The organism is Roseateles sp. Mitsp63 (assembly GCF_059491535.1).
On sequence record NZ_CP168509.1, the window covers coordinates 3,812,961 to 3,833,973 of the forward strand.

18 protein-coding genes are annotated in these 21,013 nt (G+C 71.0%); 11 read left to right on the plus strand and 7 right to left on the minus strand.

Annotation, left to right across the window (positions count from 1 at the left end):
• The first annotated feature begins 112 nt into the window (after nt 1-112).
• The 4 genes from ACEN96_RS16680 (at nt 113) to ACEN96_RS16695 (ending at nt 5,480) form a co-directional block, all read left to right on the plus strand.
• On the plus strand, nt 113-1,249 hold the full coding sequence (locus ACEN96_RS16680; RefSeq protein ID WP_495584212.1) for a TolC family protein: 1,137 nt from the start codon (nt 113-115) through the stop codon (nt 1,247-1,249).
• Nucleotides 1,250-1,317: 68 nt separating this feature from the next.
• Entirely contained in the window at nt 1,318-3,510 is a 2,193-nt protein-coding gene (locus ACEN96_RS16685; RefSeq protein WP_495584213.1) for an ATP-binding cassette domain-containing protein, read from the plus strand.
• Nucleotides 3,511-3,553: 43 nt separating this feature from the next.
• Nucleotides 3,554-4,708: a beta-barrel domain-containing protein gene (locus ACEN96_RS16690; RefSeq protein WP_495584214.1), complete on the plus strand. Its 1,155-nt coding sequence runs from the start codon at nt 3,554-3,556 to the stop codon at nt 4,706-4,708.
• 106 nt (nt 4,709-4,814) lie between these two features.
• On the plus strand, nt 4,815-5,480 hold the full coding sequence (locus ACEN96_RS16695) for a response regulator (RefSeq protein WP_343637095.1): 666 nt from the start codon (nt 4,815-4,817) through the stop codon (nt 5,478-5,480).
• Between the two features lie 49 nt (nt 5,481-5,529).
• Here the strand turns inward: ACEN96_RS16695 and ACEN96_RS16700 are convergent, their stop codons facing one another.
• Entirely contained in the window at nt 5,530-6,693 is a 1,164-nt protein-coding gene (locus tag ACEN96_RS16700) for an EAL and HDOD domain-containing protein (protein WP_495584215.1), read from the minus strand.
• Between the two features lie 288 nt (nt 6,694-6,981).
• On the opposite strand from ACEN96_RS16700, the gene ACEN96_RS16705 reads away from it, so the two are divergent.
• The gene (locus ACEN96_RS16705; RefSeq protein ID WP_495588625.1) at nt 6,982-7,641 is read left to right on the plus strand and encodes a YiaD family glycine zipper/OmpA-like lipoprotein; all 660 of its coding nucleotides are present in this window, start codon (nt 6,982-6,984) and stop codon (nt 7,639-7,641) included.
• Between the two features lie 133 nt (nt 7,642-7,774).
• On the opposite strand, the gene ACEN96_RS16710 is transcribed toward ACEN96_RS16705, so the two are convergent.
• Nucleotides 7,775-7,981 carry a hypothetical protein gene (locus tag ACEN96_RS16710; protein WP_495584216.1) on the minus strand — a complete coding sequence of 69 codons (207 nt, stop codon included), beginning with the start codon at nt 7,979-7,981 and terminating at the stop codon, nt 7,775-7,777.
• Between the two features lie 19 nt (nt 7,982-8,000).
• Nucleotides 8,001-8,516 carry a hypothetical protein gene (locus tag ACEN96_RS16715; protein WP_495584217.1) on the minus strand — a complete coding sequence of 172 codons (516 nt, stop codon included), beginning with the start codon at nt 8,514-8,516 and terminating at the stop codon, nt 8,001-8,003.
• 338 nt (nt 8,517-8,854) lie between these two features.
• On the opposite strand from ACEN96_RS16715, the gene ACEN96_RS16720 reads away from it, so the two are divergent.
• From ACEN96_RS16720 to ACEN96_RS16740, 5 genes are read left to right on the plus strand one after another with little or no spacing between them, the layout of a single operon-like run.
• Complete coding sequence (locus ACEN96_RS16720; protein ID WP_343637105.1) at nt 8,855-9,031, plus strand: DUF1328 domain-containing protein; 177 nt, start codon at nt 8,855-8,857, stop codon at nt 9,029-9,031.
• 45 nt (nt 9,032-9,076) lie between these two features.
• Complete coding sequence (locus ACEN96_RS16725) at nt 9,077-9,613, plus strand: ferritin-like domain-containing protein (protein ID WP_495584218.1); 537 nt, start codon at nt 9,077-9,079, stop codon at nt 9,611-9,613.
• 3 nt (nt 9,614-9,616) lie between these two features.
• Nucleotides 9,617-11,101 (plus strand): phospholipase D-like domain-containing protein, encoded by a 1,485-nt coding sequence (locus ACEN96_RS16730; protein WP_495584219.1) that lies wholly within the window; start codon nt 9,617-9,619, stop codon nt 11,099-11,101.
• A complete protein-coding gene (locus ACEN96_RS16735) occupies nt 11,092-13,344 on the plus strand; it encodes an AsmA family protein (protein WP_495584220.1) in 2,253 nt (750 codons plus the stop codon). Before ACEN96_RS16730 ends, ACEN96_RS16735 begins: the two co-directional genes overlap by 10 nt.
• A 40-nt stretch (nt 13,345-13,384) precedes the next feature.
• Nucleotides 13,385-13,798 (plus strand): response regulator, encoded by a 414-nt coding sequence (locus tag ACEN96_RS16740; protein ID WP_495584221.1) that lies wholly within the window; start codon nt 13,385-13,387, stop codon nt 13,796-13,798.
• A 196-nt stretch (nt 13,799-13,994) separates the two neighbouring features.
• On the opposite strand, the gene ACEN96_RS16745 is transcribed toward ACEN96_RS16740, so the two are convergent.
• From ACEN96_RS16745 to ACEN96_RS16760, 4 genes are all read right to left on the minus strand, one after another.
• Nucleotides 13,995-15,593, minus strand: a complete 1,599-nt coding sequence (locus tag ACEN96_RS16745) for a DHA2 family efflux MFS transporter permease subunit (RefSeq protein WP_495584222.1) — start codon at nt 15,591-15,593, stop codon at nt 13,995-13,997.
• Complete coding sequence (locus ACEN96_RS16750; protein ID WP_495584223.1) at nt 15,590-16,846, minus strand: HlyD family secretion protein; 1,257 nt, start codon at nt 16,844-16,846, stop codon at nt 15,590-15,592. The genes ACEN96_RS16745 and ACEN96_RS16750 overlap by 4 nt, the downstream gene beginning before the upstream one ends.
• 108 nt (nt 16,847-16,954) lie before the next feature.
• The gene (locus ACEN96_RS16755; protein ID WP_495584224.1) at nt 16,955-18,427 is read right to left on the minus strand and encodes an efflux transporter outer membrane subunit; all 1,473 of its coding nucleotides are present in this window, start codon (nt 18,425-18,427) and stop codon (nt 16,955-16,957) included.
• Nucleotides 18,428-18,498: 71 nt separating this feature from the next.
• Entirely contained in the window at nt 18,499-19,023 is a 525-nt protein-coding gene (locus tag ACEN96_RS16760; protein ID WP_495584225.1) for a MarR family winged helix-turn-helix transcriptional regulator, read from the minus strand.
• Between the two features lie 144 nt (nt 19,024-19,167).
• On the opposite strand from ACEN96_RS16760, the gene ACEN96_RS16765 reads away from it, so the two are divergent.
• Complete coding sequence (locus ACEN96_RS16765) at nt 19,168-21,009, plus strand: ABC transporter transmembrane domain-containing protein (RefSeq protein ID WP_495584226.1); 1,842 nt, start codon at nt 19,168-19,170, stop codon at nt 21,007-21,009.
• Nucleotides 21,010-21,013: the final 4 nt, after the last annotated feature.

A 21,013-nucleotide genomic window follows, 5' to 3' on the forward strand; every position in this document is an offset into this window, starting at 1 on the left:
AATTGCCCTGTTGGCGATTGTTTGCAAGCCCGCCTGGGCCGAATCCCCCCTTCCCCCGCCATCCGAGGCCCTGGCCGCTCCTGATGCGGTCCCCGGCCGCTGGGGCGCGGCGATGGACGGCTTCATCGCCACGGCGCTCGCGGAGGATCCGTCCATCGAACGCGCCCGCGCCGGCATCGCGGCGGCCGAGGACGGCATCACGGCGGCGAAATGGCAGTTCGGCCCCTCCCCCAGCGTCTCCCGGGAGCTCGCGAGCGGCACGAACCGCTACGTCAACGTCCTGCGCATCCAGCAGCCGCTTTACACCGGGGGATTGCTGTCCGCCAATCTGAACGCCGCGCGGACCACCCTGCGCAGCAGCCAGCAGGACCTGCTCGCCGTGCGGCTGCAGCTGAAGCTGAAGATCGTCCAGACCTGGGCCGACTGGGCCAAGGCGGGCGGGCGCGTCGACAGCCTCGAGGCGCTGCGCGATGCCCACCAGCAGTTGCTGGACATGATCCAGCGCCGCTACCAGGCCGGGGTCGCGACCCATGCCGACGCCGCGCTCGCCGCCTCCCGGCTCAGCGCCGTGCAGGCCGAAGTCGCGCAGGCGGGCCTGGAGGAGGCTCTCCAGCGCGATCGCCTTCAACGCCTGTCCCGCCGGCCGGTCGACGCCGGGCTGCGCGCGGTGCTCGATGGCGAGCTGCCGCGGCCGCCCGCGCTGGCCCAGGTGCTGGACCGGATCCAGCTCTCGCCGGAAATGACGATGGCCCGCGCCAATGTCGATCTCGCGCGCGACGAACTGGCCAAGGCCAAGGCCGGCCTCATGCCGACGGTCAGTCTCCGGCTTGACCACCAATCCGGCGCCTATCACGACCAGCGCATCGGCCTGGTCTTCCAGGCGGGCCTGCAAGGGGGGCTGGCCGGGCTCGCGGGCGTGAATGCCGCGCGTTCGCGCATCGCGGCCGCGGAGGCCGCCGTCGCCGCGACCGAGCAGGACCAGATCAGCAACTACCAGCTGGAGTACACGCGCTTCGCCGCCGCGGCCTCCTCGCTGCGCAACGCGGCGCTCACCGCCGCGACCAGCGACGAGGTGCTGGCCTCGTACCGCCGCCAGTTCGACGCCGGCAAGCGCCCCTGGCTCGACCTGCTGAACATGGTCCGCGAGGCCCATGCCACGCGTCAGTCGCAGCGCGACGCGGCCATCGACGAGCGCGCCGGCCTGTACCGGCTGAGCCTGCTGCTCGGCGGCGCGCCGTCCGGCGATTGAGCGTCAGCGCCGCTGCCCCGCCCTCGCCCACCCGATTCGCATCTTCCGCACCTTCCCACGAGGCCGTCATGTCCTGGAATCCCTTCAAGCCGCGCCCATCGAACGACGCCGGGCCACCGCACGAGGCGCTGGCCGCCTGCCTGACGCACTGGCTGCGTCTCAAGGGGCGCCCGGTGCCGCTCGATCTGGTGCGCCAGCGCCTGGTCATGCTGGCGCCGGCCGAAGACGACGCCGCGGCCGCGCGTGAGCTGGCCGCCGCCGTCGATGCGCGCTCCCGCTTCGTGCTGCTGCCCGCCCCGCAACTGGCCGCGCTGCCACTGCTGTGCCGGCACGGCGAGCATGGCTGGCAGATCGTCACCTCGCGCAGCGCCCAGGGCCTGTGGCACTGCACCGGCAGCGACGGTGTCAGGCGGGAGCTGGTCCTCGACGGCACGCCCTGCCTCCACGCGATCGCCGATGGCGAGGCCGATCCGGCCGCGACCCGCAGCGCGCAGGCGATGATGCTGTCGCAGGTGCGCGGCCAGTGGCCGATCTTCGTGGAGGCGGCCGGCCTGTCGCTGGTGCTCTCGGTCATCGGGATCGCGATCTCGTTCTTCTCGATGCAGGTCTACGACCGCGTCATCCCGAACCAGGGCCTGCAGACGCTGTGGGTGCTGACCGTGGGCGTCGGCCTGGCGGTGCTGATCGAATTCCTGCTCAAGCTCGCCCGCGCCTCGCTGCTCGAGCCCCGGCTGAAGGCGCTCGACGTCGGCATCTCCCAGGCGCTGATGGCGCGGCTGAACGCGGTGCGCCTGGACCAGCGGCCCGGCTCGGTCGGTACCCTGGCCTCGCAGGTGCAGAGCTTCGAATCGATCCGCGGGATCCTCTCGGCCAGCACGCTGTTCCTGCTGTTCGACATGCCGATGGCGCTCATCTTCGCGCTGGTGATCGCGATGATCGGCGGCCCCTGGATGGCGCTGCCGGCGGTGGTGCTGTTCGCCGTGACCGTGATGACCGGCCTGCTGCGCGCCCGGCGCATCGCCCGCCTGACCGCCAGCAACCAGTCGGGCGCCAACGCCAAGACCGGGCTGCTGGTCGAGACCATCGAGGGCAGCGAGGCCATCAAGGGTCTGGGCGCCGCCTGGCGCTTCGAGGCCCGCTGGTCCTCGCTGTGCGAGGTGAACGCCGCGCAGGGCCTGTCCCTCAAGCATGAGAGCGACACCACCTCCTACATCGCCGCCGCGCTGCAGCAGGCCAGCTACATCTCGCTGATCTGCATGGGCGCCGTGCTGGCCATCCAGGGCCAGCTGACGCAGGGCGCGATCGTCGCGTGCTCGATCCTCTCCGGCCGCGTCCTGTCGCCGCTGGCCTCGATCCCGCCGCTGCTGGTGCAATTGGGCAGCGCGCGCGCCGCGATGAAGGCGCTGGACGCCATCTTCAGGCTGGAGGTCGACAACGAGGCCATCGAGCGTCCCATCGTCCCCGAGACCCTGCGCGGGGAACTGCGCTTCGAGGAGGTCGAGTTCGCCTATCCCGGCCAGAAGGACGCGCTGCGCATCGGCAACCTGCGCGTGTCGCCCGGCGAGAAGGTGGCCATCCTGGGCACCATCGGCGCCGGCAAGACGACGCTGCTGTCGCTGGCCTGCGGGCTGTCCAAGCCGACCCGCGGCACGGTCTACCTCGATGGCGTCGACCAGCAGCAGCTCCATGCCGGATGGCGGGCGACGCAGATGGCCTACGGCCCGCAGCATGCCTGGCTGTTCTCCGGCACGCTGCGCGACAACCTGATGTTCGGGCTCCCCGAGGTCGGCGACGAGCAACTGGTCGCCGCCTGCCAGAAGACCGGTCTGTGGCCCATGGTGGCGCAGCATCCGCTGGGCCTGGACCGGCGGCTGTCCGAAGGAGGCCGCGGACTGTCCGGCGGTCAGCGCCAGCTCGTGGCCCTGACCCGCCTGGTGCTCGCCGACCGGCCGGTCTGGCTGCTCGACGAACCGACCTCGGGCATGGACGACGGCCTGGAACAGGCGACCGTGCGCCTGATGACGCAGCTGCTCAAGCCCGAGGCCACGCTGCTGCTGGTCACGCATCGGCTGTCGATGCTGCCGCTGGTCGAGCGGGTGATCGTGCTGTCCCCTCAAGGCGTCCTGGTCGACGGCCCGCGCGACGCCGTGCTCGCGCACCTGCAGGGGCGCAGCGCCGCGCAGCGTCCGCCACCGGTGGCCGCGATCGACGCCCGGCCGGCGCCCGGGGCCGTCGCCAATCCCGCCGCGACCGCCGCCTGAGCGCGGCCGCCGCCCCGATGACTTCCGACATCAGAAGACTCCCATGAAGAAGACGCACATCCCGAGCGACAGCCAGTCGCGCATCCGGTGGACCGTCATCGCGACGGTGGCGGCGCTGGGCGCCGGCCTGTGGTGGGCCTCCCAGGCCGAGATCGAGCAGGTCACTCGCGCGGGCGGCAAGGTCATGGCATCCTCCCGCACCCAAGTCATCCAGACGCCCGATGGAGGTGTGGTGGAGAAGCTGTTCGTGCAGGAAGGGGCCGCGGTCCGCAAGGGGGATCTGCTGGTCCAGCTCGACAACACCAAGGCCAGCGCGGCGCTGGCGGATTCCAGCGAGAAGGCGGCAGCGCTCAACGCGTCGCTCGCCCGGCTGCGCGCCGAGACGCTCGGCACGCCCTACCGTCCCACCGGCTCCGGCGCGTTCAGCGAATTGCAGCACCGGCTCTACGAGCGCCGGCAGACCGCGTTGAACGAAGAACTGTCGGTGCTGACCAAGTCCGCGGAGCTCGCCCGCCGCGAGGTCGAACTCAACGAACCGCTCCACCGGGCCGGCGACATCAGCGCGGCGGAGTTCCTGCGGCTGCAGCGCGTCGCGAATGAAACGGCCGGCCAGGTCACCCTGCGGCGCAACAAGTTCCTCCAGGACGCGCAGGCGGAACTCGCCAAGACCGAGGAGGACCTGGCCAGCGTCCAGCAGATGCTGAACGACCGCCGGGGCAGCCTCGAGCACACCCAGCTGCGCGCGCCGGTCGACGGCGTCGTCAACCTGATCACGCAGACCACGCAGGGCGCGGTGCTGCGCGCCGGCGACGAGATCATGCAACTGCTGCCCACCGGCGACGACCTCATCATCGAAGCCCGGCTGCGCGCGGCGGACATCGGCTTCGTGCGCCCCGGCATGCTGGCGGCGGTCAAGCTGGACGCGTTCGACTACAGCATCTATGGGGCGCTCGACGGCGTGGTGAGCTATGTCAGCTCCGACGCGCTGACCGAGCGGACGCCACAGGGTGAACAGCCCTACTACCGCACCCACATCCGCATCAGCGGCAAGCGCTTCAAGGGGGAGAAGGCGGACCAGATCGTGCTCCAGCCCGGCATGACCGCCACCGCCGAGATCATCACCGGCAGGCACACGGTGCTGGACTATCTGCTCAAGCCCGTCAGGAAGACCGTGTCGGAATCGCTGGGCGAGCGCTGATTTCCATACCGGCCGCACAAGGTCGACAGGATCGCCACTCACTTCTCGTCAAACCACTTTCTTCGGGCCTCACCGACAACAACTCGGAACCTCAGGGGAACACCACATGATCACCGTCACCATCATCGAAGACGACGCCACTGTCCTGCAGCGACTGATCGACGTCGTGTCCGCCAGCAGCGCCTGCCAGATCGTGGGCATCGGCCGCAATCGCGGCGAATCCGTCTCGGCGATCCTCGCCAACCGCGCCGACATCTACCTGGTCGATCTGGGCCTGCCCGATGTCGACGGCATCGACCTGATCAAGCTGATCAAGGAGAAATGCAGCGACGCCCACAGCATCGTGATCAGCACCTTCGGCGACGCCAAGCACGTGATGCGCAGCCTGCGCTCCGGCGCCTCCGGCTATCTGCTGAAGGAGGAGATCCAGCCCAGCCTGATCGACAAGATCATCGCCACCCACAACGGCCACGCGCCGCTCAGTCCGGCGGTGTCCCGGCTGGTGCTGGACAAGCTCGAGAGCCTGGAGACCGGCGTGAAGCCCAAGGTCGACAAGGCGCAGAAGCTCAAGGAGCTCGGCCTGGGGCAGCGGGAGTGGAGCGTGCTGAATCTCCTGATCGAAGGCCTGCCGATCGTGGACATCGGCAACCGGCTGTCGATCTCGCGCTTCACGGTGAATCAGCATCTGCGTTCGATCTACCGGAAGCTCAACGTCAACTCCCGCGCGATGGCGACCAGCGTCGCGCGCATGCACGGCCTGGTCGACGACTGACCGTCGCGGCCACCCTGGCGCGCCCCCGCGCCAGGGGTCCCGGCAGGCATCAGGCCAGGTGCGGCTCGGCATCGGCGATGGTCCTTCCCCGCGACCGGAAGCCGCTCTCCGGACGGGGCTGCAGGCGCATCCTCAACAGCTGCTTGCAGATGAGGAACGAGGCGCGCTCGAGGACCTCGGAGGACCGGATCCCGCCGTCCTGCTTCAAACGCGCGCGGCCATGGGCCAGTTCGCCGTGCAGCCACAGCGCCAGGTCCCGGTCGCGGCCGTGTGCCGCCGCGATGTTGAGCACCGCCAGCCAGGCGGTCAGGACCGCTCGGGGCAAGGACTCCAGCACGTCGGTCAGCGACTGTGCCGACGCCGCGAACTGCGGCGCATGAATCTCCTGCATGCGAAGCAGCCGGGCCACGACTGCCGGGTGCCGCCCCGCCACGAAGGCCAGCGAGGAGGCCCGCACACCGGCGCAGGCCAGCAGATAGAGCTGCCCCAGCACGCGCGCCTCGCAGCCTGGCAGGGCCGGCACGGCGAGCGTCATGGGCGCCGCGATGCCGAAGCCCTGGAAGTAGTCCGCGCCGTCGGCCCGGGCGCGCTCATGGGCGTGCGCGTCCTCGATCTTCTCGGCGATCACGGCCAGGCCGAGCCGGTGGGCCTTGCGGACCAGCCGCCGCAGTTGCGCCGGCGCGAGGCCGAGCATGTCGACCTTCGCGAACTGCACCCAGGGCGCCAGGGCCCAGCGCGGATCATCGATCCAGACCACGTCGTCGAGCGCGAACCGATAGCCCCGGCCGTGAAGATCCCGGATGCGTGCCGTGATGGCCTCGTCGACCTCGACCGTCTCCAGCAGTTCGATGACGCCGACGTCCGGGGTCAGCGCCTCGGCGATCGGGCCCATCAGCGTGGCGCCGTCGACATTGACCAGGAGATCACCGATCGGATGCTCCGCGGCCGGCGAACGGGTCAGTAATTCGCCATCGAGCAGGGCATTGGAGAGCACGGACGCGGTCGCGTAGGCGCCCAGGTGCGGTTCGACCAGGGCATCGCTCGCGTTCCATCGGAACAGCAGTTCGGAGGCGACGACGCGGCCCGCGCGATCAATGATCGGCTGCGAGGCGTATCGGACATGAGAGGTGAGATGTTCGTGCTGGAGAGCCAGCGTGGAGGGGAATGTCGCACCGCTGACGGGGGTGTGGCCGGGATCGGAAGAGCGGGTCATGAGGCGCTTCGCTGGGCGAGTGGAAAGCAGGGCTTCATGCTATGAATCGCCCTTGGCAAACGCGAATAGCAAACTCCTGTCATCCCCGAGGACCCGCTAACAGTTATTGGTCGGTTGCCCCCCATGGTGACGGAGCGGCGAAACGGGCCCCGCGCTTGCCCCGAGGCCTGCGTCGTCCGACGGGCGTGCGCGCCGGATCTCCGGCGCGGCGCGCGGGCAACCGATCCGCCGGCCTGGCAACGGACCGCCGGGTTTTCTTTCCCGAAGCACAAGGAGAAGCAAATGCAGATGCGACACACCCGACTGGCCGCCGCCGCGCTCGCGGCCGCCGTCCTGGCCGGCTGCGCGAACATGGATGAACGCCAGCGCGGCACCGCGGGAGGCGCCGCGATCGGCGCGGTGTCCGGCGCGGTGATCAGCTCCGCCACCGGCGGCAAGGCTGGCACCGGGGCGCTGATCGGCGGCGCGCTCGGCGCGGTGGCCGGCAACGTCTGGTCGCGCCACATGGAGGAAAAGCGCCGCGCGATGGAACAGGCCACGCAGGGCACCGGCGTGGAGGTCACCCGGACCGCCGACAACCAGCTCAAGCTGGACGTGCCGAGCGACATCTCGTTCGCGACCAACAGCGCGACGCTCGAGCCGCGGCTGCGCCCGGTGCTGGATGCGTTCGCGAACGGCCTGAACAGCAACCCGTCGCCGACGATGGTGCGGGTGGTCGGCCACACCGACAACACCGGCTCCGACGCGATCAACGATCCGCTGTCGCTGCGCCGCGCGGAGAGCGTGCGCGGCTACCTGGCCGACCGCGGCGTGAGCAGCGCCCGCATCGAGGTGGCGGGCCGCGGCTCGCGCGAACCGCTGGTGTCGAACGACACCGCCGAGAACCGCTCCAAGAACCGCCGCGTCGAGATCTTCCTGCGCGAACCGCAGCAGGGCAGCGGCGGCTGATTCCCGGCGGGCCATGAAGAATGGCCCGCCTTCGAATGCCGAAGGCGGGCCGCTGCGCGCCAGGGCCCGTTGGACTTCTCCGCGGCCCGTCGCGCAACACCTGGCACCGGCGCCGGCGAGGCGCCGCTGAATCTCAATACTGCGCCGGCTTGGCCGGCTCAGGCCCCATGTGCGGTCCCGTGCGATGCAGCGCGCCGCCCTCGCCTTCCCAGGTGGTCACCTCCTCGGGCTTGGCATGGGAGGTCTTGAGCCGCTGCGTGGTGCGGCGGGCCTGCCATTGCCACAGCGCATAACCGGCCAGGCTGGACAGGGCGATCGGAACAAGGCGTTTCATCAGCATGGTGGCGCTCCTGGGTCGGTCAGCGGGCCGGGGAACTCGCCTTGGGCTGGCGCGGCGGGGGCACGTCCGGACCCGGACGCATGGTGGCGCTCGGCGGCTGCGACGGCGCGCCGGCGGCGGTCGGGTTCTCCTGGACCATGCGGTCGATGCGCGTCAGGATGCCGCCGCTCTCGACGCTGCCATCCCGCGTGCCCTGCCCCATGACCATCATGCGGCAGTCCTCGCGGTCCTCTTCCTTGACGCGCTGGCAGCGCAGCATCGCGTTGTTCGCGAGTTCCTGCGTGCTGGCGGTCCTGAGGCGGCCGCGCAAGGCCTCCTGGCGTGCGGCGCCGGCTTCCTTCAGGCAGGTGGCACGGGCCTGTCCGGTATGGCCGGACAGGCAGTTCGCGCGCTCTTGCTCATAGGTGGACTGGATGTCGGACTTGGATGCGGCACCCGCGGCGAAAGCCGGCGCGGCCACCATCATGACGGCCGACAGCACGGCACCGGCGGCGATCAGTCCGGCCGCGGACGGCGAGCGAAGGGACTTGTTCATCGGGATCATCTGGGTTCCTTTCCGGCGCACACGGCGCAGAGGGCGGACATGGAAGGGAGGATGAGGCAAGCGTAGGCCGGCCGGCGGGGGCCGTCTGTCGTACCGCGCCGGGGCCGGCTGTAGGACGAGTCCGGCACCGGGCCGGCCCCTCTCCCCTGCCCTCTCCCCGCCAGCGGGGCGAGGGAGTTCGGTGGGCGGGGCTACTGTCATGGTCCTCGGAGCGCGCGGCGTCCTGTCCTACATGCGGACGTGGGCCCTGCTGATCCTTTGCGGCGGAGGACGCTTCTACAGTGGCTGCAAGCGCCGCGCCGCGGCCAACAGCAGGAAAGGACATCGTCATGTTGAAGTGGGCCCTGATCTTTGCCGTGATCTCGCTGGTGGCGGGTGTGCTCGGCTTCACCGGCGTCGCCGCCGGCGCGGCGGGCATCGCCAAGATCCTGTTCGGGATCTTCCTGGTCATCTGTCTGGTGCTGCTGGTGCTGGGCATCACCGGTGTCAACGCGTTGCGGAAGTGACCGCCACCGCCCCGCCCATCCCCGTCCATCCAGAGGAGCCAGCCCATGAACGCCCCTGAACACAAGCACCTGCAGCTCGACGAGCAGGCCTTGCAGCGCGCGCGCCAGCACCTCGACGAAGGTCCCGTCACCCCGAGCTACGGCCCGTGGCGGGACGACGTCGTGCGCCTGCTCAACGACGCGCTCGCGACCGAGCTGGTCTGCGTGCTGCGCTACAAGCGCCATTACTTCACCGCGCATGGCCTGGCCTCGCCGCGCATCGCCGAGGAATTCCTGGAGCACGCCAACCAGGAGGCCGTGCACGCGGACCGCATCGCCGAGCGCATCGTGCAGCTGGGCGCGGATCCGGACTTCAATCCGGACTCGCTGACCAAGCGCAGCCATGCCGAGTACGACGAGACCAAGGACCTCAAGTCCATGCTGCGCGCCAACCTGGTGGCCGAGCGCATCGCCGTGGAGGCCTATCGCCAGATGATCCAGTTGATCGGCGACAAGGACCCGACCACGCGCCGCATCCTCGAGGAGGTGCTCGCCGAGGAGGAAGAGCATGCCGACGACCTCGCCGACCTGCTGAGGGAGTGAGCGGTGCGCCGGCGCGTCGCGGCCCTGGTTCTCGCGCTCGGCGCGAGCGTCGGACTCGTCGCCTGCGGCACGCCGCGACCGCCGGTCAATGGACGCATCCCCGATCCACCCGCCTCGGCGCCCGCGCTGACGCGGGTGGCCGCGCAGGTGGACGTGGTCGGCTCGCGCGGCCCGATGAACCAGGCCAGCCGCGAGCAGGCCCTGCAGGCCGCCGCCGCGCAGGGCAAGGCGGAACTGCTGAAGCGGCAGCTGGCCGCGATGTCCGCGTTCGGCGACGTCGACCTGTACGCCGGCAACGACGCGAAGCTGCTGGTCGACGGCCCCGCGACCTTCGCCGCGATGTTCGCGGCGATCGAGAAGGCGCGCCGGCAGGTGGTGCTGGAGAGCTACATCATCGAGGACGCCGAGGTCTCGCGGCAGCTCGCCGACCTGCTGCTGCGCCGGCGCGCGGAAGGCCTGGAGGTGGCGGTCCTCTACGACGCAGTCGGCTCCTTCGGCACCCAGGACGACTACTTCGACCGGATGCGCCAGGGCGGCATCGCCGTCTGCGCGTTCAACCCGGTCAATCCGCTCAAGCGCGCCAGGTATCACAAGATCACCCACCGCGACCATCGCAAGATCCTGATCGTCGATGGCGAGACCGGCTTCACCGGCGGCATCAACATCAGCGCGGTCTATTCGTCGGGCTCGGGCGGCTTCGGCAGCCGCGGGCCGTCGAAGCCGGCGCGGCCACGGGCGGCCACGGCGCCGGCCTCGGCCGCCAGCGGGGCGCCGGACCCGTCCGGCCAGGCCGACGACAACGGCTGGCGCGACACCATGATCCAGGTGCGCGGCCCGGCGACGCAGGCGCTGCACCAGATGTTCCGCGAGGTCTGGTCCCAGCAGCATTGCGAGGGGACGGTCAGCGAGATCCAGCTCCCGCCGGGACCGCCGCCGGGCAAGCAGCTGATGCGCGTGATCCCCTCGACGCCGCAGGACACCGAGAACCGCATCTACACGCTGCTGCTGGGCAGCATCCGCGCGGCGCAGCGCAGCGTCTACCTGACGATGGCCTACTTCGCGCCGGGTCAGGACATGGTCGACGCGCTGTGCGAGGCGGCCGCGCGCGGCGTGGACGTGGAACTGATCCTGCCCTCGCGCAGCGACTTCTCGCCGGTGATGCACGCGGGGCGCAGCCATTACGAGCGCCTGCTCCAGGCCGGCGTGCGCATCCATGAACTGCAGGACGCGGTGCTGCATGCGAAGACGGCGGTGATCGACGGCGTCGTCTCGACGGTCGGTTCCAGCAACATGGACTGGCGCAGCTTCGTCCACAACAACGAGGTCAATGCCGTCGTGCTTGGCGAGGACTTCGGCGAGGCGATGACGCGGATGTTCGAGCGCGATCGCGCCGCGTCGCGCGCGATCGACTTGCGCCTCTGGCAGGACCGCGGCCTGTGGCAGCGCGGCAAGGAATTCTTCTCCAGGATGTTTGAACAATGGTGGTGAACGACAAGACCTCCACCGGGCCGGACGGCGCGCCCGCGCCGGGCCCGGGTCCCCGCCGGCGCCGCGTGCGGTCTGGCTGGGCGATGGGCCTGCTGACGCTGCTGGCGCTGCTGCTGATCGCGGTCGGTGTGTGCGAATGGCTGGGCTGGCCCTTCCTGCGGCGGCCGGCCGAGCAGTGGCTGAGCCAGAAGCTGGACCGGCAGGTCCGTTTCGACGGCACCGAGGGCGACAGCTGGCAGCTGCGGCTGATCGGCCATCCGCGGCTGCAGTCCCACAGCGTCACCATCGCCGGTCCGAGCTGGAGCACGCTGGGCGGCCCGACGCTGCAGGCGCAGGATGCCGAGTTGACGCTGCGCTACAGCGACCTGCTCGGGCTGCGGCACGAGGGTCAGGCCTTGCGCGTCAAGTCATTGCGGGCCGGCGAACTGGCGCTGCGCCTGGAGCGCGACATCGAGGGCCGCGCCAGCTGGCAGTTCGGCAAGCAGCCGTCCAGCGACACGCAGGTCCGCAAGCGGCCCGCGATCGACGGCGTCCGCTTCGACCTGTTGGAAGTGCGCGAGGGCACCGCGCTGGTCGACGACAAGATCCAGGCGCTGTCGCTGCTGGCGCGCTTCGCGCTGCGCGAGACCTGGGCGACGGCCGGCCAGGCCGCGTCGTCGGCGGTGCAGCCGGCGGCACGCGCGGCCAGCGCGGCCAGCTCGGCCAGCGCGCCCGGCGCGGCCGCTTCCGGGACACGGCTGGCGGTGGATTTCGGCGAGCGGGTCGCGGGCAAGCCCCAGGGCGCTTCCGGCCCCGCCGGCGAACCCGGCCCGGGCCAGGGCGGCCGCTTCGGCGTCACGGCGAGCGCCGAGGGCCATTACCGCGACCTGCCGCTCAAGGCGACGCTGGAGACCGGTTCCGCCCTGCCCTGGCTGTCCTCGGACCCGAATGCGCCGGCGGTGCCGGTGACCTTGCGCGGCAACATCGGCAAGGCGCAGCTGAGCTTCGACGGCACCGTCCGCGACCTGCTCGTGTCGCAGGCGCTGGCCGGCGACTACACGGTGAGCGGCCCGTCGCTCGCCGCGGTCGGCGAGCCGCTGGGCGTGACGCTGCCCTCCACGCCGGCGTTCTCGATGCGGGGCCGCCTCACGCGGGAGGGTCCGCGCTGGACCACGGCGGTGAGCCAGGCCACGATCGGCAAGAGCCGGCTGAGCGGCGACTTCGAATACCTGAGGCCCGAGAACGCCGTGCCCAAGCTGACCGGCCAGCTGCGCGGCCGCGAGCTGTGGCTGGCCGACCTGGGGCCGGCCGTCGGCGTGCCGGCGGATCCGCAGGCCCCCAAGTCCGGCCGCCCGGCGCGCGTGCTGCCGGACAAGCAGTACGACCTGCCCTCGCTGCGCGCGATGAACGCCAATGTCGACGTGAAGCTGGCGCGCTTCGAATCCGGCACCTCGATGCTGCAGGCCGCCGAGCCGCTGAACGCCCGCATCGTGCTGCAGGACGGCGTGCTCGAGCTGCGCGACATCGATGCCCGCGTCGCCCGCGGCCAGCTGGCGGGCCGCATGCTGCTCGACGGCCGCGAGCCGAAGGCGAAGTGGGAGGCGCGGCTGCGCGTCAGCGGCGTCCATCTGGAACAGTGGCTCAACCTGGAACGCAAGAACGGCCAGCGCTGGGTCACCGGCCTGATGGGCGGCCGGATCGCGCTGGACGGCACCGGACGCTCGACCGCCGAGCTGCTGGCCAGCGCCGACGGCCGCATGGTGCTGTACTGGACCGACGGCACGGTCTCGCACCTGCTCGTCGAGGCCGCCGGCATCGACATCGCCCAGGGCCTGGGCATGCTGGTGCGCGGCGACGACGCGCTGCAGGTGACCTGCGGCGTCGCCGACCTGCGGGTCAAGGACGGGACCGTGACGCCGCGGCCGATGGTCGTGGACACCAAGGACTCGATCGTGCTGGTCGACGGCGCCATGTCGCTGGCGACCGAGAAGCTCGCGCTGACGGCCAAGGTCGAGCCCAAGGACAAGAGTCCGCTCACCCTGCGCACACCGCTGGACATCCAGGGCACGCTCGGGAGCCCCCGGCTCAGCCTGCAGAAGGGGCCGCTGCTGCGCAAGCTGGTCCCGGCGACGGTGCTGGGACTGGCGGTGGCGCCGCTGGCGGCGGTGCTGCCGCTGGTGGACCTGGGCGAGGATCCGGATCCGGAGAGCCTGAAGGCGCTGTCGGAATGCAACGCCCGGCTGGGCCCGGTCTCGAAGCGGTGACGGGATCGTGATAATGGGCGCCTCGCTTTCACCCATGCCCATGTCCACCGTTCCCGTCACCGCATCGACGCCCGGCACGCTGACCTGCTTCCTGGTGGAAGACAGTCCGTTGATCCGCGAGAACCTCGTGGCGACGCTGCAGGAGATGCTGTCGCTGGAGGTGGTCGGCCAGGCCGACGACGAGGCCGCCGCGCTGCGCTGGCTGCATGACGAGGCGGTGCCCTGCGACCTGGTCATCGTGGACCTCTTCCTCAAGCGCGGGTCGGGGCTGTCGCTGCTGCCCAAGGCGCGGCTGCTGCAGCCCGAGGCCAAGCTGATCGTGCTGAGCAACTACGCCACCGCCGACATGCGCCGGCGCTGCGCGCAGCTCGGCGCGGACGGCGTCTTCGACAAGTCCAGCGAGCTCGACGAGCTCATCGCCTACTGCCTGGACCTCGCGTCGTCGAAGGCGTGAACGGCGGCTGAAGTCCGTCGGCGTGCGTGAGGCAAGTGCGTGAGGCAAACGCTGCTGCTTACCAACTCCCTCGCCCCCACAGGGGGAGAGGGGCTCGGCGCAGGGCCACACCGGCGTACTGGCACGCCCCCTCTCCCCTGCCCTCTCCCCGCAAGCGGGGCGAGGGAGTTCATGCCCGCGGCAGCGCTTGACAGGTTCAGTGCGCGCCGCCGGCATCCACCGGCGCGCCCAGCTTCGGCGGCCGTTTGGTCAGCCAGACGAAGGCGATCAGCACCAGGAACAGGATCGCCGAGGCCAGGAAGATGTCGTCCGCCGCCCGCGTGAAGGCCTGCTGGTCCACCAGCCGGTTCAGGTAGGCCAGCGCCTGGTCGTGGCTGAAGCCGGTGCGCTGCAGCGTGTCGATCGCCGCGGTCTCGGCCGGATCGCCCAGCGCCAGCCGCTCCGCCAGGTGATGGTGGTGCAGCGCCGCGCGGTTCTCCCACAGCGTCGTGGAGATCGACGTCCCCATCGCCCCCGCCGTGATCCGGACGAAGTTCGACAGCCCCGCCGCCGCCGCGATGCGCTCGGGCGGGATGCCCGACAGCGTCAGCGTCGTCAGCGGGATGAAGAAGAACGCGAGCGCCCCGCCCTGCAGGATGGTCGGGATCATGATGGTCCCCAGGTCCGTGTCGGTCGTGAACGCCGCGCGCATCCACAGCACGATCGCGAACATCACGAAGGCGAAGCTGGCCATCGCGCGCGGATCCCACACCGCCACCTTGCGGCCGACCACCGGCGACAGCAGGATCGCCAGCACCCCCACCGGCGCCAGCGCGAAGCCCGCGGCCGTGGCCGTGTAGCCCATGTGCTGCTGCAGCCACAGCGGCAGCAGCACCACGTTGCCGAAGAACAGCCCGTAGGCGATCGACAGCACCGACGCGCCGAACAGGAAGTTGCGCCGTCCGAAGAGCCGCAGGTCGACGACCGGGTGATCGTCGGTCAGCTCCCACACGATGAACACGGCCAGGCCCACCACCGCGATCACCGCCAGCGCGATGATCTGGTTGGACTCGAACCAGTCCAGCTCCTTGCCCTTGTCCAGCATCACCTGCAGCGAGCCCACCCACAGCACCAGCAGCGCCAGCCCGATGGTGTCGATCGGCAGCTTCTTGGTCGGGGTCTCGCGGGTGCGGTAGATGCTCCACGTCAGGCCGGCCGCGAACAGCCCCACCGGCACGTTGATGTAGAAGATCCACGGCCAGGTGACGTTGTCGGTGATCCAGCCGCCCAGCAGCGGCCCGACCACCGGCGCGACCAGCGTCGTCATCCCCCATAACGCGAGCGCCGTGCCCGCCTTGTGCTTGGGATAGCTCGACAGCAGCAGCGTCTGCGACAGCGGGATCATCGGTCCCGCCACCAGGCCCTGGAAGACGCGCGCGGCCACCAGCATCTCCAGCGAATGGGCGAAGCCGCACAGCCAGGACGCCAGCACGAACAGCAGCACGCTGGTGGTGAACAGCCGCACCGCGCCGAAGCGCTGCGTCAGCCAGCCGGTGAGTGGCACCGAGATCGCGTTGGCCACGCCGAAGCTCGTGATCACCCAGGTGCCCTGCACCGGGGAGACGCCGAGGTCGCCGGCGATGGCGGGCAGCGACACGTTCGCGATGGACGAGTCCAGCACGTTCATGAAGGTGGCCAGCGACAGCGAGATCGTGCCCAGCACCAGCGCGGTGCCGCTCAGCGGCGCGGGGCTCGCCGGAGGACCCGCGGGTGGAGCGGCCGGCGCCGCCGGGGCGGTCGGGGTGGCGCTGCTCATTGCACGCGGGCCGGGCTCGCCTTGGCGGCCTTGCCGAGGTTGGACGCGATGATCCGGCCCACCTGCTCGTCGGCGGCCTTCTCCTGCGCGTCGAAGATCGTGGTCTGCAGGCGCGGCGCGCTGGCGCCGGTCGCGGCGGCCAGCATCGGGCCGCCCTGGTCACGGATGTCCACCTGGACGTCCATCGACAGGCCCACGCGCAGCGGATGCTCCTGCACTTCCTTGGGGTCCAGCGCGATGCGCACCGGCACGCGCTGCACGACCTTGATCCAGTTGCCGGTGGCGTTCTGGGCCGGCAGCAGCGCGAACGCCGCGCCGGTGCCCGCGCCCAGGCCCTGCACCGTGCCGTGGTATTCGGTCTTCTTGCCGTAGACGTCGGCCTCCAGCGTGGCCGTCTGGCCGATGCGCAGCTTGGCCAGCTGGCTTTCCTTGAAGTTGGCGTCGACCCAGACCTGCTGCAGGCCGACCACCGCCATCAGCGGCGCGCCGGCGGCCACGCGCTGGCCCAGCTGCACCGAGCGGCGCGCGACCCAGCCGTCCACCGGCGCGATGAGCTCCGAGCGCTGCAGCGCCAGGTAGGTCTCGCGCAGGCGGGCCGAGGCGCGCAGCACGTTCGGGTGCTCCTCGACCTTGACGCCGTCGGTCAGCACCTGGTTCGAGGCCAGCTGGTCCTTGGCGGCCTGCAGCGCCGACTGCGCGGCGGCGGCCTGCGCGCGGGCGGCGGTCAGTTGCGACTGGGCGTGTTCCAGCTCTTCCTTGCCGACCGCGCCGGTGGCCACCAGCGGCTGGCGGCGGGTGACGTCGGCCTGCAGGCGGCTGAGCTCGGCGACGGTGCGCTGCAGGTCGGCCTCGCGGACCTTGACCTGCGCTTCCAGACCGCTGTTGTTGGCGTACAGCGTGCGGACCTCGCGGACCGTCTGCGCCAGCTGCGCCTGCGCCTGCTCGAGCGCGACGCGGGCATCGACCGGGTCCAGGCTGATCAGCTTCTGGCCCGCCTTCACGAAGTCGGTGTCGTCGGCGTAGACGGCGCGCACCGTGCCGCCGACCAGCGGCGTGATCTGCACGACGTTGGCCTGCACGTAGGCGTTGTCCGTGGTCTCGTAGCGGCTGCCGACGATCCACGAATAGCCGCCGTACACCAGGCCGGCGACGATGACCGCCGCGGCGATGACCGTCAGTCCCTTCTTGCGGGAACCGTTCTTGGCGCCGTTGGCGGCGGGAGCTTGGGGCTTGTTCTCGGGAGTAGCGCTCATGGTGGGCTCTGGGAGATGTTGTTCTGTCGGAGGCGCGGGGGACCGCGCGATTCGGTCACGCGGCGGCGCCCTCGCGCCGCCGCCATGGCAAGGTCGATCGGGACGGCGTCAGCCGCGCCCGGCGCCGCTGACGGGCCGGGACTGCGCCTCGGCGCGGCCGGGCTCGGCATAGCCACCGCCCAGCGCGCGCATCAGGTTGATCTGCGCATCGACGGTCAGCGCCTGCAGGTCGATCTGGCCGCGTTGCTGCAGCAGCTGGTTCTGATGGGCGCCCAGCACCGCGATGCGGCCGGTCAGGCCGGCGCGGTGGCGCTGCTCGGCCAGCGCGGTCTGGCTGTCGGCGTTGGCGACCAGCGCGTCCTGCTGCGTGCGCTGCTGGCGCAGCGATTCGAGCGTGCTGTACTGGTCGCTGGCGTCGCGCACCGCGTCCAGCACGGCGGCGTTGTAGGTCGCGATCGCGGCGTCCTGCTCGGCGGCGCTGCCGCGCAGGTTGGCGCGCAGCCGGCCGCTGTCGAACAGCGGCAGGTGCAGCGCCGGACCGGCGCCGTACTGGCGGCTACCGCTCTTGAACAGGTCGTCCAGGCCGATCGCGTTCAGGCCGACGAAGGCCGTCAGGCTCACGCTCGGATAGAACTGCGCGCGGGCGGCGCGGATGTCCTGGGCGGTGGCCTCGACGCGGGCACGGGCGGCGGCCAGGTCCGGACGGCGGCCCAGCAGGTCCAGGCGGGGTGCCTGCTGCCAGTCGAGCGCCACCGGCAGTGCCGCGTCCAGCGACTCGGTGGCCTTCGGCCCCTGGCCGGTCAGCGCGGCGATCTGGTGGCGCAACAGCTGCTGCTGCTCGCGCAGCACGACCTGCTGGCGCTGGATGTCGGGCAGCGGCGCCTCGGCCACGCGCAGGTCCTGGCCGTTGTCCAGGCCGGCGGCGCTGCGCTGGCGCACCAGGTCCAGGCTCTGGTCACGCAGCGTCTTCTGCTGCTCCAGCAACCGGCCCTGCGCCTGGCTGCGCGCCAGCGCGACATAGGCTTTCGCGACGGCGTTGGACACGCTCAGGCGGGCGGCGGCGGCATCGGCCTCGGCGGCGCGCTTCTGGCCCAGCGCGGCCTGCAGCGCCGCGTCATGCCGGCCGAAGAAGTCGAACTCGTAGCTCAGCCCGGCCTGGATGTTGGCCAGCGTCTGGACGCTGCCGGCCAGCGGCGGCGGATAGATGCCGTGCTCGCTGAAGCGCTGGCGGGTGGCATCGGCCTCGAGCTGCGCGGACGGCCGCTTGGCGGCCTCGGCGTTCTCGGTCATCGCCGCGGCGCGCGCGATGCGGGCGCGGGCCAGCGCCAGGTTCGGCGAGTTCGCGATCGCCTGCTCGACCAGCGCGTCCAGTTGCGGATCGCGGAAGGTCTTCCACCATGACGCATCGATCGCCTCGCCGGGGCCGGCGTCCAGCCCCAGCCGGGCGGCGGCCTCGGGGCCGTCGATCGGCTGGCCGGGCTCGGCGAGCTTGGGGATGGGCGCGCAGGCGGCAAGCACCATCAGCAGCGCGGCGCCCATGGCCAGGGCCAGCGTCGTGCGGTGAAGGGAATGGGAGCTCATCGGGGGTTCCTCGTGAATGTTGTTCTTGTGGAAGGTCTGAAAAGGGACGGCGCCACCGGCCGGCCGCGGGGTCACTCGCACTTGTCGTCCAGGGTCGAGCTCTCCGACGACAGGCCGGCGTCGCGGATCGCATGGCCGTTGGCGACGATGCGCTGCAGCAGGCCGATCAGCGTGCGGAACTCCTCGTCGGTGAAGCCCGCCAGGTGGTCGTTGAACACCTTGGACAGCACGCCCGGCGCGGCCGCCATCGCGTTCACGCCGACCTCGGTCAGCGAGACCATGACGACGCGGCGGTCCTCGACCGAGCGCTCGCGGCGCACCAGCGACTTGGCCTCCAGCCGGTCCAGCAGCCGCGTCATCGCGCCGCCGTCCATCGCCAGCTCGCGCGCCAGCGCGGCGCTGGACATCGGGCCGTTGAAGCGCAGGCGCAGCATCGGCGCCCACTGGGCATGGGTCAGGTCGTGCTCCCCCAGCATCTTGTCGGCCTGCAGCACCATCGACTGCTTGATCTGGCGCAGCAGCCAGCCCAGGCTGGGCTCCGACGTGAAGCTGTCGGCGCTGTAGAAATCGGCGGGCGGAGGCAAGGTGGCGGTCATGGCGGCGGCTTTCCGGGAGGGAGCTTCTGGAAAAAGCTGATGACAATTATTGCTTAGGCAATCATTGCCCTGCCAATCACTGCCTGGGATGGGCTTTCCGCCGATGGGGATATTCCAGCAACGGACGGCCCCTACACTGGTCTGATGTCCGCCCTGTCCCCTTCCTCGACGACGCCCCGATCCGATGCGCCAACCGGCTCGACCGGCACGGCAAACGCCGTGCGCACGCCGCCCCCGCTGAGGGCGATGTGGCCGGCGCTGTGGCCCTTCCTGCGGCCGTACCGGGGGCGGATCGCCGCGGCCATCGTGTTCCTGATGCTGGCGGCGGCGGCGACGCTGGTGTTCCCGCTCGCGCTGCGGCAATTGATCGACCAGGGCCTGGTGTCGGCCGATCCGGGCCAGCGCCTGATGGCGCTGCGGGAGCATTTCGTCTGGCTGTTCGCCACCGGCGCGGCGCTGGGGGTGTTCTCGGCGCTGCGCTTCTACGCGGTGACCTGGCTGGGCGAGCGCGTCAGCGCCGACCTGCGCACCGCCGTCTACAGCCACGTGCTGCGGCAGAGCCCGGAATTCTTCGAGACGACCCAGACAGGCGAGGTCATCAGCCGCATCACCACCGACACGACGGTGATCCAGAGCATCGTGGGCTCGAGTCTCTCGATGGGACTGCGCAACCTGATCATGGGCCTGGGCGCGGTGGCGCTGCTGATCGCCAGCAACCCGTGGGTGATGACGCAGGTGCTGGGCATCCTGGTGCTGGTGGTGGCGCCGGCGATGTTCTTCGGACGGCGCGTGCGGCGGCTGTCGCGCTCCAGCCAGGACCGCATCGCCGACACCAGCGCGATCGCGGCGGAGATGCTCAACGCGATCGCGGTCGTGCAGTCGCACGCGCAGGAGGTGCGCGAGGCCACGCGCTTCGACGCCGCCAGCGAGGCCGCCTTCGACACCGCGCGCAAGCGCACCAAGGTGCGCTCAATGCTGGTGGCCTTCGTGATCACGGCGACCTTCGGCGCGCTGCTGTGGGGCCTGTACCAGGGCACGCAGGCGGTGATGGCGGGGCGGATCACCGCGGGCCATCTGGGGCAGACGGTGGTGTACGTGATCCTGCTGGTGTCGTCGGTGGCGGTGCTGGCGGAGGTCTGGGGCGACCTGCTGCGCGCCGCCGGCGCGACCGAGCGGCTGATGGAGCTGCTCGCGGCGAGATCGCCGGTGGCGGATCCGGCCTCGCCGGCGGCGCTGCCGGCGTCGACCGGCCCGGCCCGGGTGGTTTTCGAGAATGTCCGCTTCCATTACCCGTCGCGGCCGGACCGCGCGGCGCTGGAGGACTTCACGCTGCGCATCGAGCCCGGAGAGACCGTGGCGCTGGTGGGGCCGAGCGGAGCCGGCAAGAGCACGGTGCTGCAACTGCTGCAGAGGTTCTACGACGTGCAGGCGGGCGAGCTGCGGATCGACGGCATGGCGGTCGACCGGGTGGCGCTGGCGGCGCTGCGCGGGCGCATGGCGCTGGTGCCGCAGCAGAGCGTGATCTTCTCGGCCAGCGCGCTGGACAACATCCGGTACGGGCGCCCGGACGCGAGCCGCGAGGCGGTGATCGCCGCGGCGCAGGCGGCGCATGCGGATGAGTTCATCCGGCAGCTGCCGCAGGGCTACGACAGCTTCCTGGGCGAGCGCGGGGTGCGGCTGTCGGGCGGTCAGCGGCAGCGGATCGCGATCGCGCGGGCGATGCTGCAGGACGCGCCGCTGCTGCTGCTCGACGAAGCGACCAGCGCGCTGGACGCGGAGAGCGAACGGCTGGTGCAGCAGGCGCTGGACGAGGCGATGCGGGACCGCACGACGCTGGTCATCGCGCACCGGCTGGCGACGGTGCAGCGCGCGGATCGCATCGTCGTGATGGACCATGGGCGCATCGTCGAGCAAGGCACGCATGCGGAACTCGTGGCGCGCGGCGGGCTCTACGCGCGCCTGGCGGCGCTGCAGTTCAATGCGTGAGGCC

What these genes read in the sequence shown, in the direction of transcription:
- ACEN96_RS16680 (WP_495584212.1), top strand. Translation starts at nt 113, where the DNA reads ATGGACGGCTTCATCGCCACGGCGCTCGCGGAGGATCCGTCCATCGAA.
- ACEN96_RS16685 (WP_495584213.1), top strand. Translation starts at nt 1,318, where the DNA reads ATGTCCTGGAATCCCTTCAAGCCGCGCCCATCGAACGACGCCGGGCCA.
- ACEN96_RS16690 (WP_495584214.1), top strand. Translation starts at nt 3,554, where the DNA reads ATGAAGAAGACGCACATCCCGAGCGACAGCCAGTCGCGCATCCGGTGG.
- ACEN96_RS16695 (WP_343637095.1), top strand. Translation starts at nt 4,815, where the DNA reads ATGATCACCGTCACCATCATCGAAGACGACGCCACTGTCCTGCAGCGA.
- ACEN96_RS16700 (WP_495584215.1), bottom strand. Translation starts at nt 6,693, where the DNA reads ATGACCCGCTCTTCCGATCCCGGCCACACCCCCGTCAGCGGTGCGACA.
- ACEN96_RS16705 (WP_495588625.1), top strand. Translation starts at nt 6,982, where the DNA reads ATGCGACACACCCGACTGGCCGCCGCCGCGCTCGCGGCCGCCGTCCTG.
- ACEN96_RS16710 (WP_495584216.1), bottom strand. Translation starts at nt 7,981, where the DNA reads ATGCTGATGAAACGCCTTGTTCCGATCGCCCTGTCCAGCCTGGCCGGT.
- ACEN96_RS16715 (WP_495584217.1), bottom strand. Translation starts at nt 8,516, where the DNA reads ATGAACAAGTCCCTTCGCTCGCCGTCCGCGGCCGGACTGATCGCCGCC.
- ACEN96_RS16720 (WP_343637105.1), top strand. Translation starts at nt 8,855, where the DNA reads ATGTTGAAGTGGGCCCTGATCTTTGCCGTGATCTCGCTGGTGGCGGGT.
- ACEN96_RS16725 (WP_495584218.1), top strand. Translation starts at nt 9,077, where the DNA reads ATGAACGCCCCTGAACACAAGCACCTGCAGCTCGACGAGCAGGCCTTG.
- ACEN96_RS16735 (WP_495584220.1), top strand. Translation starts at nt 11,092, where the DNA reads ATGGTGGTGAACGACAAGACCTCCACCGGGCCGGACGGCGCGCCCGCG.
- ACEN96_RS16740 (WP_495584221.1), top strand. Translation starts at nt 13,385, where the DNA reads ATGTCCACCGTTCCCGTCACCGCATCGACGCCCGGCACGCTGACCTGC.
- ACEN96_RS16745 (WP_495584222.1), bottom strand. Translation starts at nt 15,593, where the DNA reads ATGAGCAGCGCCACCCCGACCGCCCCGGCGGCGCCGGCCGCTCCACCC.
- ACEN96_RS16750 (WP_495584223.1), bottom strand. Translation starts at nt 16,846, where the DNA reads ATGAGCGCTACTCCCGAGAACAAGCCCCAAGCTCCCGCCGCCAACGGC.
- ACEN96_RS16755 (WP_495584224.1), bottom strand. Translation starts at nt 18,427, where the DNA reads ATGAGCTCCCATTCCCTTCACCGCACGACGCTGGCCCTGGCCATGGGC.
- ACEN96_RS16760 (WP_495584225.1), bottom strand. Translation starts at nt 19,023, where the DNA reads ATGACCGCCACCTTGCCTCCGCCCGCCGATTTCTACAGCGCCGACAGC.
- ACEN96_RS16765 (WP_495584226.1), top strand. Translation starts at nt 19,168, where the DNA reads ATGTCCGCCCTGTCCCCTTCCTCGACGACGCCCCGATCCGATGCGCCA.